This is a genomic window from Pseudomonas bijieensis, from assembly GCF_013347965.1.
Classification (GTDB): domain Bacteria; phylum Pseudomonadota; class Gammaproteobacteria; order Pseudomonadales; family Pseudomonadaceae; genus Aquipseudomonas; species Aquipseudomonas bijieensis.
Genome location: NZ_CP048810.1, coordinates 5,226,840 through 5,242,586, shown reverse-complemented (window position 1 = coordinate 5,242,586; position 15,747 = coordinate 5,226,840). Strand labels below are relative to the sequence as shown.

Below are 15,747 nucleotides of genomic sequence, written 5' to 3'. Positions count from 1 at the left end.
CCACATTGGATTGATGTCGTACTTGATAGCCATGAACGACACTTGATCTGTGGGAGCGAGCCTGATCGCGAAGACGTCAGGACAAACTAACGCGGCCCAATTATTTGCCGAGACTGATCTTCGGCGCCCAAGTCAGCCATTCATCTTCAAACTTGTCGAACAGTGGGAAGGTCTGCTCCGCTCGTGCCGGGCTGCCCATTCTTTCGCCATCCGGCGTTGCGAAGGCAATGCCACCCTGGATCAGCGTTTCAAGCGACTCGGTTCGCACCGTCGCGCCCTTGAACAGACCGAAGTCCAGACCGAAGCCACTGCTGTTCCAGAAGCGTGAGCCGCTGCGCACCAACGGCGCATATTTAGGCTCGATCAGAATATGGATCAGCACCCGGTCCGCCGTCTGGCCCAGTTCATAACCGGTAACCTTGCCCACCGTAATCTCGCGATAGGTCACTGGCACGCCGATCTTCAACGAACCACGGCGGGCCGCGCTCAGCACCAGGCTCAGCCCCGCTTCAGGCACAGCGCTTTCCGGTGGATTGGCAAGGGCCACGAAGCTCTTCTGCGGCCCGAGGTTTTTCGCCGAAGGCTGCACTTCAATGTATTGGCCGGTTACCAGCGTTTCCAGGTTGGAGGTCTTCATCAACCCCAGTTCAGGCTTGACCACCCAGAACTGGGACCCGACCCGGGCGATGCGCTCCGGCACTTCGGTGATACGCGCAGTGAGCAGCACCGATTGCATATCGGCGCTGAGATCAACATCCTCGATCTTGCCTACATCCAACCCTTTGAAACGAATCGGCGTACCACTGCGCAAACCATCGGCGCGGTCGACCTTGATCGTGACCATGGTGCCCCGCTGCTGTGCAGTTTCATGATCGGCAAACAGGCGGAAGCGTGGAATGCGTCTTTTCAGCGGCACATTCGGTTCCGGGGTTTCGAAGGCAATCCCGCCAGCCATCAGGCTTTGCAGGGACTCACTCTTGACCTGGATCCCGCCCGTCAAGCCTCCCGAGAGGGTGATGCCACTGGCGTTCCAGAAACGTGTGGAGCCGTTGACCAGTCCTTCGTATTCCTTCTCGATGTGCACACCGATGATCAACTGCTTTTTCTTGCGGGAGAACTGATAGCTCTGCACCGAGCCGACCTTGACCTGCTTGTAGAGGATCGGACTGCCAACCTCCAGCGATCCGAGGTTTTCGGTCAGCAGGACCAAGTGCAGCCCCGGGGAACGCAAGTCCAGCGGCGGCGCTTTGGCCCGGGCTTCGAACTCGCGCTGCGGCGCGCCGCCCTTGTCACCCGGTCGCACGGCAATGTAGTTGCCCTTGACCAGCGCTTCCAGGCCAGTGATACCCGCCAGGGAGATCGACGGCTTGACGACCCAGAACTGCGTGCCGGTCACCAGGTAATCTTCGGCCAGCGGGTCCAGGGTCAATTCAGCCGTGGCGCTGGACAGGTCTGGATCGACCTTGAGGTTCTTCAGACTGCCGACCTGAATACCCTTGTACATGACCGGCGTACGGCCGGCCTGCAATCCTTCGAAATCGCTGAGTTTGACCTTTACACGGATACCCGCCGCAGCAGCGTCGAAGTCTTCGTAAAGACGGAACGGCAGGCTTGGGTCCGTCGGCGGGCTGTCCTTGCGGCTTTCCGGCGTGGCGAAGGCAATCCCCCCGGCCACGATGCTGGCCAGGGACTCGCTGCGCACTTTGACGCCCGAGAGGTTGGCATCGATGCTGATGCCACTGGCGTTCCAGAAACGCGTATGTTTGCGCACCAGGTTGGCATAGGTCGGCTCGATGAAGATTTTGATCTCGACCTTGCTCTGATCCTCGGACAGCAGGTAGCTCTTCACCTGACCGACCTGGATCTGTTTGTAGAACACCGGGCTGCCACGGTTCAGTGAACCCAACCGATCAGCCTTGAGGGTCAGATGCAAACCCGGCTTGGCGTCCGACAGCGGCGGCTCTTCGACCAGGGCCTTGAATTTACGGGTCGATTCGCCTTCACCGGGGCTGATGGCCACATAGTTACCCGATACCAGGGTTTCCAGGCCAGTGATCCCGGCCAGGCTTACGCTCGGCTTGACCAGCCAGAAACGCGTTCCGGTCTTGAGGTATTGCTCGACGTCCTTATTCATCTCGACCGTCGCGACCACGCCCTTGGAGTTGCCTTCGTCATCGAGTTTAAGGGCCGTCACTTTGCCGACCGTCATCCCTTTGTAGACGACTTCGGTTTTGTTGACCTGGATGCCTTCGCCACTCTCAAAGCGCACAGTGATCTCGATTCCGGTCTCGTTATAAGCCCGCCAGCCGAGCCAGCCGCCGATGATCAAGGCAATCAACGGCAAGACCCAGATGGCCGACCAGTTCGAAGCCGGTCGGGTTTTAGCGGTAGGCAAATCAGTCATGGTCGTCATCCGACTCCGTGTTATCCCAAATCAGTCGGGGATCGAAAGTTACTGCGGCAATCATTGTCAAAATCACTACGCTGGCGAAAGCGATCGCGCCGAGACCGGCTTCGACACTGGCGAGCCGCCCAAAATTCACCACTGCCACCAGAATGGCAATCACGAAAATATCCAGCATCGACCAACGACCAATGAACTCGATGAAACGGTACATAAAGATGCGTTGCCGCGCCGACATGGGCTGGTGTCGTTGCACGGAAAACAGCAACAAGGCGATACCCACCAACTTGAAGGTAGGTACAAGGATACTGGCGATGAACACCACGGCGGCGATGGGAATCATGCCGTGTTGTACCAACTCGATGACGCCGGACATGATCGTACTCGGGGCACCTTGGCCCAGCGAGTTGATGGTCATGATCGGCAACATGTTGGCCGGAATATAGAGAATCGCGGCCGTGATCAACAATGCCCAGGTCCGCATCAAGCTGTTCGGGCGACGGGGGTGAACCAGCGCGCCGCAGCGAGTACAGGTTTGGTTGTCGGCTTCAGCGTCCTGCCGATTCAACTCATGGCACTCCGTACAGATCAGAATGCCTGCATCAATCGCCCGCATGGGCATCTTCTCCTGATAACGCCTGCCAGATCTGATGCGGTGACATCACCACCTCCAGCCAGACCTGGACCAGCAACAAACTGATGAAACACACCAGGCCAAGGCCTACGGTGATGGCCGCCATGTCGGCCAACTTGACGATGGCCACCAGCACGCCCATGAGGTAGACCTCAAGCATCCCCCAGTCTCGTAAATGGTGATAAATGCGGTACAGCAACAAACCGTAGCTACGGCCAAAGTCCAAGCGAATGGTCAACAGCACAGCCAACTGACAAAGCAACTTGAGCAGCGGGATGCCCATGCTGCACAGGAACACCACTGCCGCGATGCCTTGCATACCGGTATCGAACAAACCGACTACCCCACTCCAAACGGTATCCTGGGACGACTGCCCGAGCAGATTGAGTTGCATGATGGGTAAGAAGTTGGCCGGCACGTATAACAGCAGGGCGGCAATAACCAGGGCAAGACTGCGCTCGACTACGTTGTGCCGGTGAGCATAGAGCTCATAGCCGCAGCGGGGGCACTCGGCTTTTTCGCCATGGGCCAGTTGAGGCTTGCGCATCAAAAGGTCGCACTCATGACATGCCACCAGATCGCTCAGGGGTAGATCTGACAACCTATCAATGTCTGACGGATCGGGCATAAACAGCTCTGGCTCAGCTAAGGTGGGGCTATTCTAGTGCTCCAGCTCGGAAATAACTGTGCAAATTTATCACGAGCTTTCGTAGACTTTTCCTGCGGGCAAAACAAAACCCCTACCTGCGTCAGCAGATAGGGGTTTCGGAATTTAATCTTGACGATGACCTACTCTCATATGGGGAAACCCCACACTACCATCGGCGATGCATCGTTTCACTTCTGAGTTCGGGATGGGATCAGGTGGTTCCAATGCTCTATGGTCGTCAAGAAATTCGGTAGCCGGTGCGTGCCTTGCGGTCACGTGCCAGCGAATGGGTATGCGATAGATTTGTGTGCTGCGTTCGTGAGCGATGTCGAACTTTCGGTTCGTGTCGTCTTCACACACCGCAATCTGGTCTCTTGGCCTTTGGCCTGGAGGATACAAATTGCTTGGGTGTTATATGGTCAAGCCTCACGGGCAATTAGTACAGGTTAGCTCAACGCCTCACAGCGCTTACACACCCTGCCTATCAACGTCGTAGTCTTCGACGGCCCTTCAGGGGACTCAAGGTCCCAGTGAGATCTCATCTTGAGGCAAGTTTCCCGCTTAGATGCTTTCAGCGGTTATCTTTTCCGAACATAGCTACCCGGCAATGCCACTGGCGTGACAACCGGAACACCAGAGGTTCGTCCACCCGGTCCTCTCGTACTAGGAGCAGCCCTCTCAAATCTCAAACGTCCACGGCAGATAGGGACCGAACTGTCTCACGACGTTCTAAACCCAGCTCGCGTACCACTTTAAATGGCGAACAGCCATACCCTTGGGACCGGCTTCAGCCCCAGGATGTGATGAGCCGACATCGAGGTGCCAAACACCGCCGTCGATATGAACTCTTGGGCGGTATCAGCCTGTTATCCCCGGAGTACCTTTTATCCGTTGAGCGATGGCCCTTCCATACAGAACCACCGGATCACTAAGACCTACTTTCGTACCTGCTCGACGTGTCTGTCTCGCAGTCAAGCGCGCTTTGCCTTTATACTCTACGACCGATTTCCGACCGGTCTGAGCGCACCTTCGTACTCCTCCGTTACTCTTTAGGAGGAGACCGCCCCAGTCAAACTACCCACCATACACTGTCCTCGATCCGGATAACGGACCTGAGTTAGAACCTCAAAGTTGCCAGGGTGGTATTTCAAGGATGGCTCCACGCGAACTGGCGTCCACGCTTCAAAGCCTCCCACCTATCCTACACAAGCAAATTCAAAGTCCAGTGCAAAGCTATAGTAAAGGTTCACGGGGTCTTTCCGTCTAGCCGCGGATACACTGCATCTTCACAGCGATTTCAATTTCACTGAGTCTCGGGTGGAGACAGCGCCGCCATCGTTACGCCATTCGTGCAGGTCGGAACTTACCCGACAAGGAATTTCGCTACCTTAGGACCGTTATAGTTACGGCCGCCGTTTACCGGGGCTTCGATCAAGAGCTTCGCGTTAGCTAACCCCATCAATTAACCTTCCGGCACCGGGCAGGCGTCACACCTATACGTCCACTTTCGTGTTTGCAGAGTGCTGTGTTTTAATAAACAGTCGCAGCGGCCTGGTATCTTCGACCGGCGTGGGCTTACGCAGCAAGTGCTTCACCCTCACCGGCGCACCTTCTCCCGAAGTTACGGTGCCATTTTGCCTAGTTCCTTCACCCGAGTTCTCTCAAGCGCCTTGGTATTCTCTACCCAACCACCTGTGTCGGTTTGGGGTACGGTTCCTGGTTACCTGAAGCTTAGAAGCTTTTCTTGGAAGCATGGCATCAACCACTTCGTCACCCAAAGGGTAACTCGTCATCAGCTCTCGGCCTTAGAATCCCGGATTTACCTAAGATTCCAGCCTACCACCTTAAACTTGGACAACCAACGCCAAGCTGGCCTAGCCTTCTCCGTCCCTCCATCGCAATAACCAGAAGTACAGGAATATTAACCTGTTTTCCATCGACTACGCTTTTCAGCCTCGCCTTAGGGACCGACTAACCCTGCGTCGATTAACGTTGCGCAGGAAACCTTGGTCTTTCGGCGTGGGTGTTTTTCACACCCATTGTCGTTACTCATGTCAGCATTCGCACTTCTGATACCTCCAGCAAGCTTCTCAACTCACCTTCACAGGCTTACAGAACGCTCCTCTACCGCATCACTTGCGTGATACCCGTAGCTTCGGTGTATGGTTTGAGCCCCGTTACATCTTCCGCGCAGGCCGACTCGACTAGTGAGCTATTACGCTTTCTTTAAAGGGTGGCTGCTTCTAAGCCAACCTCCTAGCTGTCTAAGCCTTCCCACATCGTTTCCCACTTAACCATAACTTTGGGACCTTAGCTGACGGTCTGGGTTGTTTCCCTTTTCACGACGGACGTTAGCACCCGCCGTGTGTCTCCCATGCTCGGCACTTGTAGGTATTCGGAGTTTGCATCGGTTTGGTAAGTCGGGATGACCCCCTAGCCGAAACAGTGCTCTACCCCCTACAGTGATACATGAGGCGCTACCTAAATAGCTTTCGAGGAGAACCAGCTATCTCCGAGCTTGATTAGCCTTTCACTCCGATCCACAGGTCATCCGCTAACTTTTCAACGGTAGTCGGTTCGGTCCTCCAGTCAGTGTTACCTAACCTTCAACCTGCCCATGGATAGATCGCCCGGTTTCGGGTCTATTCCCAGCGACTAGACGCCCTATTAAGACTCGCTTTCGCTACGCCTCCCCTATTCGGTTAAGCTCGCCACTGAAAATAAGTCGCTGACCCATTATACAAAAGGTACGCAGTCACCCAACAAAGTGGGCTCCCACTGCTTGTACGCATACGGTTTCAGGATCTATTTCACTCCCCTCTCCGGGGTTCTTTTCGCCTTTCCCTCACGGTACTAGTTCACTATCGGTCAGTCAGTAGTATTTAGCCTTGGAGGATGGTCCCCCCATATTCAGACAAAGTTTCTCGTGCTCCGTCCTACTCGATTTCACTTCTAAGATCCTTTCGCGTACAGGGCTATCACCCACTATGGCCGCACTTTCCAGAGCGTTCCGCTAAAATCAAAGAAGCTTAAGGGCTAGTCCCCGTTCGCTCGCCACTACTAAGGGAATCTCGGTTGATTTCTTTTCCTCAGGGTACTTAGATGTTTCAGTTCCCTGGTTCGCCTCTTGCACCTATGTATTCAGTACAAGATAACCATCTTATGATGGCTGGGTTCCCCATTCAGACATCTCCGGATCAAAGTCTGTTTGCCGACTCCCGAAGCTTTTCGCAGGCTACCACGTCTTTCATCGCCTCTGACTGCCAAGGCATCCACCGTATGCGCTTCTTCACTTGACCATATAACCCCAAGCAATCTGGTTATACTGTGAAGACGACATTCGCCGAAAATTCGATCTTGCTCATGAGAGCAACTCACAATTTACCTTAGCCTGAGCCGTTACCAGTGAAAGTAACGTTCAGTCTATCTTTCTATCACATACCCAAATTTTTAAAGAACGATCTAATCAAAAGACTAGAAATCAACATTCATCACCCTGGGGTGGAATGCTCATTTCTAAGCTTTAAACGTTGTGCCAATCTGTAATGGTGGAGCCAAGCGGGATCGAACCGCTGACCTCCTGCGTGCAAGGCAGGCGCTCTCCCAGCTGAGCTATGGCCCCGTATCTTTACCGGGGACACCATGAAATTGGTGGGTCTGGGCAGATTCGAACTGCCGACCTCACCCTTATCAGGGGTGCGCTCTAACCAACTGAGCTACAGACCCAATCGTCTTCTTCAATGAATCAAGCAATTCGTGTGGGAGCTCATGGAGCAGCTGAGTCGTCGATTAAGGAGGTGATCCAGCCGCAGGTTCCCCTACGGCTACCTTGTTACGACTTCACCCCAGTCATGAATCACACCGTGGTAACCGTCCCCCCGAAGGTTAGACTAGCTACTTCTGGTGCAACCCACTCCCATGGTGTGACGGGCGGTGTGTACAAGGCCCGGGAACGTATTCACCGCGACATTCTGATTCGCGATTACTAGCGATTCCGACTTCACGCAGTCGAGTTGCAGACTGCGATCCGGACTACGATCGGTTTTGTGGGATTAGCTCCACCTCGCGGCTTGGCAACCCTCTGTACCGACCATTGTAGCACGTGTGTAGCCCAGGCCGTAAGGGCCATGATGACTTGACGTCATCCCCACCTTCCTCCGGTTTGTCACCGGCAGTCTCCTTAGAGTGCCCACCATAACGTGCTGGTAACTAAGGACAAGGGTTGCGCTCGTTACGGGACTTAACCCAACATCTCACGACACGAGCTGACGACAGCCATGCAGCACCTGTCTCAATGCTCCCGAAGGCACCAATCCATCTCTGGAAAGTTCATTGGATGTCAAGGCCTGGTAAGGTTCTTCGCGTTGCTTCGAATTAAACCACATGCTCCACCGCTTGTGCGGGCCCCCGTCAATTCATTTGAGTTTTAACCTTGCGGCCGTACTCCCCAGGCGGTCAACTTAATGCGTTAGCTGCGCCACTAAGAGCTCAAGGCTCCCAACGGCTAGTTGACATCGTTTACGGCGTGGACTACCAGGGTATCTAATCCTGTTTGCTCCCCACGCTTTCGCACCTCAGTGTCAGTATCAGTCCAGGTGGTCGCCTTCGCCACTGGTGTTCCTTCCTATATCTACGCATTTCACCGCTACACAGGAAATTCCACCACCCTCTACCATACTCTAGCTCGACAGTTTTGAATGCAGTTCCCAGGTTGAGCCCGGGCTTTCACATCCAACTTAACGAACCACCTACGCGCGCTTTACGCCCAGTAATTCCGATTAACGCTTGCACCCTCTGTATTACCGCGGCTGCTGGCACAGAGTTAGCCGGTGCTTATTCTGTCGGTAACGTCAAAACACTAACGTATTAGGTTAATGCCCTTCCTCCCAACTTAAAGTGCTTTACAATCCGAAGACCTTCTTCACACACGCGGCATGGCTGGATCAGGCTTTCGCCCATTGTCCAATATTCCCCACTGCTGCCTCCCGTAGGAGTCTGGACCGTGTCTCAGTTCCAGTGTGACTGATCATCCTCTCAGACCAGTTACGGATCGTCGCCTTGGTGAGCCATTACCTCACCAACTAGCTAATCCGACCTAGGCTCATCTGATAGCGCAAGGCCCGAAGGTCCCCTGCTTTCTCCCGTAGGACGTATGCGGTATTAGCGTCCGTTTCCGAGCGTTATCCCCCACTACCAGGCAGATTCCTAGGCATTACTCACCCGTCCGCCGCTCTCAAGAGGTGCAAGCACCTCTCTACCGCTCGACTTGCATGTGTTAGGCCTGCCGCCAGCGTTCAATCTGAGCCATGATCAAACTCTTCAGTTCAAACATCTTTGGGTTTTGAGAAAACCCTAAACTTGGCTCAGCAATCGTTGGTTACATCTTTGATTTCTCGCGGAGTAACTTGTGATGCTGATAATCTGTTGACTAGCAGTCTGACTCCACAAGCACCCACACGAATTGCTTGATTCAGTTGTTAAAGAGCGGTTGGTTAAGAGCTTTCGTCTCAACCGAGGCGCGCATTCTACAGCGCCCGGCGTATCTGTCAAGCGGTTATTTTCAGAAGTTTTCAAAGTTTCCTTTTCAACTTCAACCACTTGCGCTTCCGATCTCTCGTTAGCGGGAGGCGAATTCTACAGCGTTACTCGCTGCTGTCAACACCTCTTTTTCACCGCTTTCGACCGAGAAGATCGAACCGCTGACAAGACCAAACCCACACTGCCTTATCAGCTACTTCCTGGCTTCGATGACCTGAAGCCCGACCCCTTCGAAACCTACTTAACTCATTGAATTTCAAGGAGTTTTCCGTTTCGACTGCGCCGGAAGTGGGGCGAATTATAGACGTCCAGAATTTGCCGTCAACCCTTAATTACGCTTTTGTTGCGGAAGGAACTTTCCTGCCCAGCAAACGCGGGATCCGGCGCATCACCGGCGGCACCCTCAGCAGCAACAGTACGCCACCTATAAAGGCGTATATCGCCCACTCCTTCAGATCCGCCCGCACGATCCACAGCATATGCAGCAACCCAAGCCCCAGGATCAGATAAACCAGGCGATGCAATTTCTTCCAGCGCACACCAAGCCGTCGCTGACTGTAGCGATTGGATGTGACCGCCAGCGCCAACAAACCGAGGAACCCGAGCGCCCCGACGATAATGTAAGGCCGCTTGCTCAACTCCACGCCCAACTGCGACCAGTCGAACCCCAATATGAACGCCGCATACCCACTCAAATGCAACACCACATAAGCAAAGCACCACAACCCCAACTGCCGCCGGACGGCGATCCACCCCGCCCACCCCGTCAGTTTCTGCAGCGGTGTCATGCTCAAGGTGATCAGCAACAGAATCAGCGTCCCCAACCCGAGCCGATCCACCAGGACTTTGCCCGGGTCAGGACCCAGCGCGTTCATCAAGGCCTCGTAAAGCCAGAACAACGGCCAGACCGCCGCCGCGATGAAGACGCCAATTCGCCAGACAGGAAAACGCATCAGTAGTCCTTCCTCAGGTCCATCCCCGCATATAAAGAAGCGACTTCATCCTGATAGCCGTTGAACATCAACGTATCGCGGACATTGGGGCTGAACAGCCCACTGGGCAGACGGCGTTCATGTGCCTGGGTCCAACGCGGGTGATCGACTGTCGGATTGACGTTGGCATAGAAGCCGTACTCATCAGACGCAATGCTTTGCCAAGTCGTCTTCGGCTGCTCACTCACCAGACTGATCCGCACAATCGACTTCACACTTTTGAAACCGTACTTCCACGGCACCACCAACCGCAACGGCGCGCCGTTCTGGTTCGGCAACTCCCGCCCGTACATCCCTACCGCCAGGATGGCCAGCGGGTTCATCGCCTCATCCAATCGCAAGCCTTCGACATACGGCCAGTCGATCAAAGCGAAACCTGAACGCTGCCCGGGCATGGTCTTGGGATCCTGCAGAGTCTCGAAGCGAATGTATTTAGCCTTGGAGGTCGGCTCGACCTGCTTGAGCAATGCAGAGATGGGAAAGCCGATCCACGGAATGACCATCGACCAAGCCTCGACACAGCGCAATCGATAAATACGCTCTTCCAGTTGATAAGGCTTCATGAAGTCTTCCAACCCATAGCGTCCCGGCTTGCCCACTTCCCCGTCCACTACCACGCTCCAGGGCTCGGTCTTCAAGGATCCGGCATTGGCTGCCGGATCCCCCTTGTCGGCCCCGAACTCATAGAAGTTGTTGTAATGAGTCGCGTCCTTGAACGGTGTAATGGGCTCATTCTTGACCGTGACCGCCCCCCATTGGGTAGACGGTAGTTTCTCGACAAACCAGGACGGAGCCTTGCCGGGCTCGACATCGGCGTAACGCGCCGCATCGGCCGCGCCGGCCCATCGCGGCAAGCTGCTCACGGCGAGACCCGCCATGGTGGCCCCCAGGACTTGACGACGGGATAGATAGAGGGATTCGGGCGTGACATCCGATTCACGGCAGTCGGACGACTTGGGGATCTTGATCAGCATGACAACTCCGCAGTATTGGAGGGCAGATGCACCAATAGACTGCGGAGTATGGGGGAAATTACATTAAGGCAACGTTTAGCGTCGACGAAGACGCAGCAAGTACTGCACCGGGCCGGAAGCGGCATAGGCAAGGAACACCAGCAGCAGGATACGCGGCGGGTCACTGAACACCACGGCAAATACCAGCACCACCGCCAGAATCGCAACGAACGGCACACGGCCCTTCAGATCCAACTCCTTGAAGCTGTTGTACTTGATGTTGCTGACCATCAGCATCCCGGCCGCCGCAACCAGCAACGCCACCAGGAACGACATCTTCGAACCCTGGATGCCGTAGTCGCTGAATGCCCAGACGACACCGGCCACGACACCGGCCGCAGCCGGACTGGCCAGGCCAATGAAGTAGCGCTTGTCAGCCTTGCCTACTTGCGTGTTGAAACGCGCCAGGCGCAACGCCGCACCTGCCACGTAGATAAAGGCGACCATCCAGCCGACCTTGCCCATGTCCCCCAGCGCCCAGCCAAATGCCAGCAAGGCGGGAGCCACGCCAAAAGCGACCATGTCGGACAGCGAATCGTACTCGGCACCGAACGCGCTCTGGGTATTGGTCATGCGGGCGACACGCCCGTCCAGGCCATCGAGCACCATGGCGACGAAGATCGCGATGGCGGCGAACGCGAAGTAGCGGCTCGCCCCTGCGCTATCGCCGGCGCTCAAGGCGGCCTGGGCACTCATGGAGCTGATGATGGAATAGAAGCCGGCGAACAGGTTCGCGGTGGTGAACAGGTTCGGCAGCAGATAGATGCCACGATGCCGGACCTTACGGCCTTCAGCGTCATGGCCTTCTTCGATGTGCTCATCGATGGGCAACAGGCTTTCGGCGTCAGGAGCCTGGTTTGGCTCGTCGGGACGTTCGCTCATGGACAATACCTTGCAACGGTGTGAAAAAATTCGACAGATGTCTGGGTCGACGGTTCGGCCGCAAACGATGCAGCTTTATACCAGAAGCCACCGCCCAAACGAAAAAACGCGGCCAAGGCCGCGTTTTTCGATCAAGCTCGCGACTTAGTTCTTGGTTTTGTCGACGATCTTGTTGGCGCTGATCCACGGCATCATCGAGCGCAGTTGCTCGCCGATGATTTCGATGCCATGGGCGGCGTTATTGCGACGCTTGGCGGTCATCGAAGGATAGCCGGTGGCGCCTTCGCTGATGAACATCTTGGCGTATTCGCCGTCCTGAATACGTTTCAGGGCGTTGCGCATGGCCTGGCGGGACTCGGCGTTGATGACTTCCGGGCCAGTCACGTACTCGCCGTACTCGGCGTTGTTGGAGATCGAGTAGTTCATGTTGGCGATGCCGCCTTCGTACATGAGGTCAACGATCAGCTTCAGTTCGTGCAGGCATTCGAAGTAGGCCATTTCTGGCGCGTAGCCAGCTTCAACCAGGGTTTCGAAACCGGCCTTGACCAGCTCGACGGTACCGCCACACAGAACGGCTTGCTCGCCGAACAGGTCGGTTTCGGTTTCGTCCTTGAAGGTGGTTTCGATGATGCCGGTACGACCGCCACCCACGCCAGCGGCGTAGGACAGGGCCACGTTCTTGGCGTTGCCGGACGCATCCTGATAGATCGCGATCAGGTCAGGGATACCGCCGCCCTTCACGAACTCGGAACGCACGGTGTGGCCCGGGGCCTTCGGCGCGATCATGATCACGTCGAGGTCGGAACGCGGAACAACCTGGTTGTAGTGGATCGAGAAGCCGTGGGAGAAGGCCAGGGTCGCGCCTTTCTTGATGTTCGGCTCGATTTCGTTCTTGTACAACGCGCCTTGGAACTCGTCTGGGGTCAGGATCATCACCAGGTCGGCGGCGGCAACGGCAGAAGCCACGTCAGCGACTTTCAGGCCATGGGCCTCAGCCTTGGCAACGGTGGCCGAGCCTTTACGCAAGCCGACGGTCACGTCAACGCCAGAGTCCTTCAGGTTGCACGCCTGGGCGTGACCTTGGGAGCCATAGCCGATGATGGCGACTTTCTTGCCCTGGATGATCGACAGGTCGCAGTCTTTATCGTAGAAAACTTTCATGAAATTCCCCTATATCCGGCCGTTCAGGCCATTCGCTAATTTGGTTTAGATGCTCAGTACTTTGTCGCCACGGGCAATCCCGGTGACGCCACTGCGTACGGTTTCCAGAATCGAGGCAGTACCGATCGATTGAATGAAGCTGTCGAGCTTGTCGCTGGTACCGGTCAACTGAACGGTATAGACGCTGGCGCTGACATCGACGATCTGCCCACGATAAATATCGGTAGTACGTTTGATCTCGGCGCGCTGGGCGCCGGTGGCCTTGACCTTGACCAGCATCAGCTCACGCTCGATGTGAGCGCTTTCCGACAGGTCCACCAGCTTGACCACCTCGATCAGCTTGTTCAGGTTCTTGGTGATCTGCTCGATGATTTCATCGTGCCCTACGGTGGTCAGCGTCAGACGCGACAGGGTCGGGTCTTCGGTTGGCGCCACGGTCAGGCTTTCGATGTTGTAGTTACGCTGCGAGAACAGGCCTACAACACGAGACAGCGCACCCGGTTCGTTTTCCAGAAGCAAGGAAATAATATGTCGCATGATTAGGTACGCTCCGTCTTGCTCAGCCACATATCGCGCATGGAGCCGTCTTTGATCTGCATCGGGTAGACGTGCTCGCTGGTGTCGACCGCAATATCGATCACCACCAGGCGATCCTTCATGGCGAACGCCTCCTCCATCTTCGACTTCAAATCCTTCGATTCGGTGATGCGCACGCCAACGTGACCATAGGCCTCCGCCAGCTTGACGAAATCAGGCAGCGATTCCATGTAGGAGTGCGAGTGACGGCTGCCGTAGCTCATGTCCTGCCACTGGCGAACCATGCCCAACACACCGTTGTTCAGGATCACGATCTTCACCGGCAAGCCGTATTGCAGGCAGGTGGACAGTTCCTGGATGTTCATCTGGATACTGCCCTCGCCGGTGACGCAGGCGACGTCGGCATCCGGAAAGCTCAACTTGATGCCCATGGCCGCCGGGAAACCGAAGCCCATGGTGCCCAGGCCGCCGGAGTTGATCCAGCGATTGGGTTTGTCGAACTTGTAGTACTGCGCGGCGAACATCTGGTGCTGGCCCACGTCGGAGGTCACAAAGGCATCGCCCTTGGTCACTTCGCACAGGGTTTCGATCACGGTCTGCGGCTTGATCACACTGCCGTCGCCCTTGTCGTAAGGGAACAGGCCACGATCGCCGCGCCATTCATCGACCTGCTTCCACCAGCTGGCCACGGAATCCTTGTTCGGAACCTCGCCGATTTCCTTGAGAATGGCGACCATTTCAGTCAGCACACTCTCTACCGGACCGACAATCGGCACGTCTGCCTTGATGGTCTTGGAGATGGAAGCCGGGTCGATGTCGATGTGGATGATCTTGGCATTCGGGCAGAATTTCGCCGCGCCGTTGATGACACGGTCGTCGAAACGCGCGCCGACCGCCAGGATCACATCGGCGTGGTGCATCGCCAGGTTGGCGGTGTAGCTGCCGTGCATGCCGAGCATACCGATGAACTGACGGTCGCTGCCCGGGAACGCGCCCAGGCCCATCAGTGTATTGGTGACCGGCAGGTTGAGCATTTTCGCCAGCTCGGTCAGCGGCGCGGAGCCACCGCCGAGGATCACGCCACCACCGGAGTACAGCACAGGACGCTTGGCCGCCAGCAGCATTTCGGCTGCCTTGCGGATTTGCCCGGAGTGACCACGGACCGCGGGGCTGTAGGAACGCAGCTTGGCTTTTTTCGGGAAGATGTATTCGAACTTCTCGGCCGGGTTGGTCATGTCTTTCGGGACATCGACCACGACCGGGCCCGGACGACCGGATTCAGCCAGGTAGAAAGCTTTCTTCATGACCTCCGGGATTTCCGACGCGTGCTTGATCATGAAGCTGTGCTTCACGATCGGCCGGGAGATGCCGATCATGTCGGTTTCCTGGAACGCATCGGTGCCGACCATGGTGCTAGGCACCTGGCCGGAGATGATCACCATCGGGATGGAGTCCATGTACGCGGTGGCGATACCGGTGATGGCGTTCGTGGCGCCTGGACCGGAAGTCACCAATACCACGCCGGCCTTGCCGGTAGCACGGGCATAACCGTCAGCCATATGGGTGGCCGCCTGCTCGTGACGAACCAGGATGTGGGTCACTTCCGGTTCTTTGAACAGGGCATCATAGACATGAAGAAGAGCACCGCCGGGGTACCCGTAGATATATTTGACGCCTTCGTCACGCAAAAAGCGGACGAGCATCTCACCGCCAGATAAAAGCTCCACGTTGTTCACCTCTAAAACGCCAGAATACCGACCCACAAAGAGGGGACGGGTCTTAATAGGTTTACTTCTCGGCAGAGCATGAGCGACGGTGGTCGCCGACTACGTCAGCACTGACTGAGCAAGTATTGGGATCGTCCCAAGTGTTGCGGGCCTTTCCCACCCAGCGCGAGGTAACGCGTTGCGGGTGTAACAGGTCGGCGCGGATGTGCG

Annotated in this window: 9 protein-coding genes, 2 tRNA genes and 3 rRNA genes; all 14 read right to left on the bottom strand. The window is 56.0% G+C overall.

The features are described 5' to 3' along the window. Window positions 1-100: 100 nt before the first annotated feature. The 14 genes from GN234_RS23085 to GN234_RS23020 all read right to left on the bottom strand — a co-directional run bounded on the left by GN234_RS23085 (window position 101) and on the right by GN234_RS23020 (window position 15,537). A complete protein-coding gene (locus tag GN234_RS23085) occupies window positions 101-2,404 on the bottom strand; it encodes a PqiB family protein (protein WP_116834278.1) in 2,304 nt (767 codons plus the stop codon). Beyond that, on the bottom strand, window positions 2,397-3,020 hold the full coding sequence (locus GN234_RS23080; RefSeq protein WP_109754934.1) for a paraquat-inducible protein A: 624 nt from the start codon (window positions 3,018-3,020) through the stop codon (window positions 2,397-2,399). The genes GN234_RS23085 and GN234_RS23080 overlap by 8 nt, the downstream gene beginning before the upstream one ends. Further along, window positions 3,007-3,666 (bottom strand): paraquat-inducible protein A, encoded by a 660-nt coding sequence (locus GN234_RS23075; protein ID WP_116833455.1) that lies wholly within the window; start codon window positions 3,664-3,666, stop codon window positions 3,007-3,009. The genes GN234_RS23080 and GN234_RS23075 overlap by 14 nt, the downstream gene beginning before the upstream one ends. Before the next feature lie 148 nt (window positions 3,667-3,814). Continuing rightward, window positions 3,815-3,930: ribosomal RNA gene (gene rrf / locus GN234_RS23070) — 5S ribosomal RNA — on the bottom strand. Window positions 3,931-4,102: 172 nt separating this feature from the next. Beyond that, window positions 4,103-6,986 (bottom strand): 23S ribosomal RNA (locus tag GN234_RS23065). 247 nt (window positions 6,987-7,233) lie between these two features. Next, a tRNA-Ala gene (locus GN234_RS23060) sits at window positions 7,234-7,309 on the bottom strand. A 27-nt stretch (window positions 7,310-7,336) separates the two neighbouring features. Then, window positions 7,337-7,413: transfer RNA gene (locus GN234_RS23055), tRNA-Ile, on the bottom strand. Window positions 7,414-7,477: 64 nt separating this feature from the next. Beyond that, window positions 7,478-9,013 (bottom strand): 16S ribosomal RNA (locus tag GN234_RS23050). The 16S, 23S and 5S rRNA genes sit together here with 2 tRNA genes alongside, the layout of an rRNA operon. Before the next feature lie 544 nt (window positions 9,014-9,557). Continuing rightward, on the bottom strand, window positions 9,558-10,178 hold the full coding sequence (gene msrQ, locus GN234_RS23045; RefSeq protein WP_109756333.1) for a protein-methionine-sulfoxide reductase heme-binding subunit MsrQ: 621 nt from the start codon (window positions 10,176-10,178) through the stop codon (window positions 9,558-9,560). After that, complete coding sequence (gene msrP, locus GN234_RS23040; protein ID WP_176689129.1) at window positions 10,178-11,191, bottom strand: protein-methionine-sulfoxide reductase catalytic subunit MsrP; 1,014 nt, start codon at window positions 11,189-11,191, stop codon at window positions 10,178-10,180. The genes msrQ and msrP overlap by 1 nt, the downstream gene beginning before the upstream one ends. A 75-nt stretch (window positions 11,192-11,266) precedes the next feature. Next, complete coding sequence (gene pssA, locus GN234_RS23035) at window positions 11,267-12,112, bottom strand: CDP-diacylglycerol--serine O-phosphatidyltransferase (protein ID WP_053125264.1); 846 nt, start codon at window positions 12,110-12,112, stop codon at window positions 11,267-11,269. 144 nt (window positions 12,113-12,256) lie between these two features. Then, window positions 12,257-13,273 carry a ketol-acid reductoisomerase gene (gene ilvC, locus GN234_RS23030; protein ID WP_109756335.1) on the bottom strand — a complete coding sequence of 339 codons (1,017 nt, stop codon included), beginning with the start codon at window positions 13,271-13,273 and terminating at the stop codon, window positions 12,257-12,259. Between the two features lie 45 nt (window positions 13,274-13,318). Continuing rightward, a complete protein-coding gene (gene ilvN, locus GN234_RS23025; protein ID WP_003205610.1) occupies window positions 13,319-13,810 on the bottom strand; it encodes an acetolactate synthase small subunit in 492 nt (163 codons plus the stop codon). A gap of 2 nt (window positions 13,811-13,812) precedes the next feature. Further along, complete coding sequence (locus GN234_RS23020; RefSeq protein WP_116834279.1) at window positions 13,813-15,537, bottom strand: acetolactate synthase 3 large subunit; 1,725 nt, start codon at window positions 15,535-15,537, stop codon at window positions 13,813-13,815. Window positions 15,538-15,747: the final 210 nt, after the last annotated feature.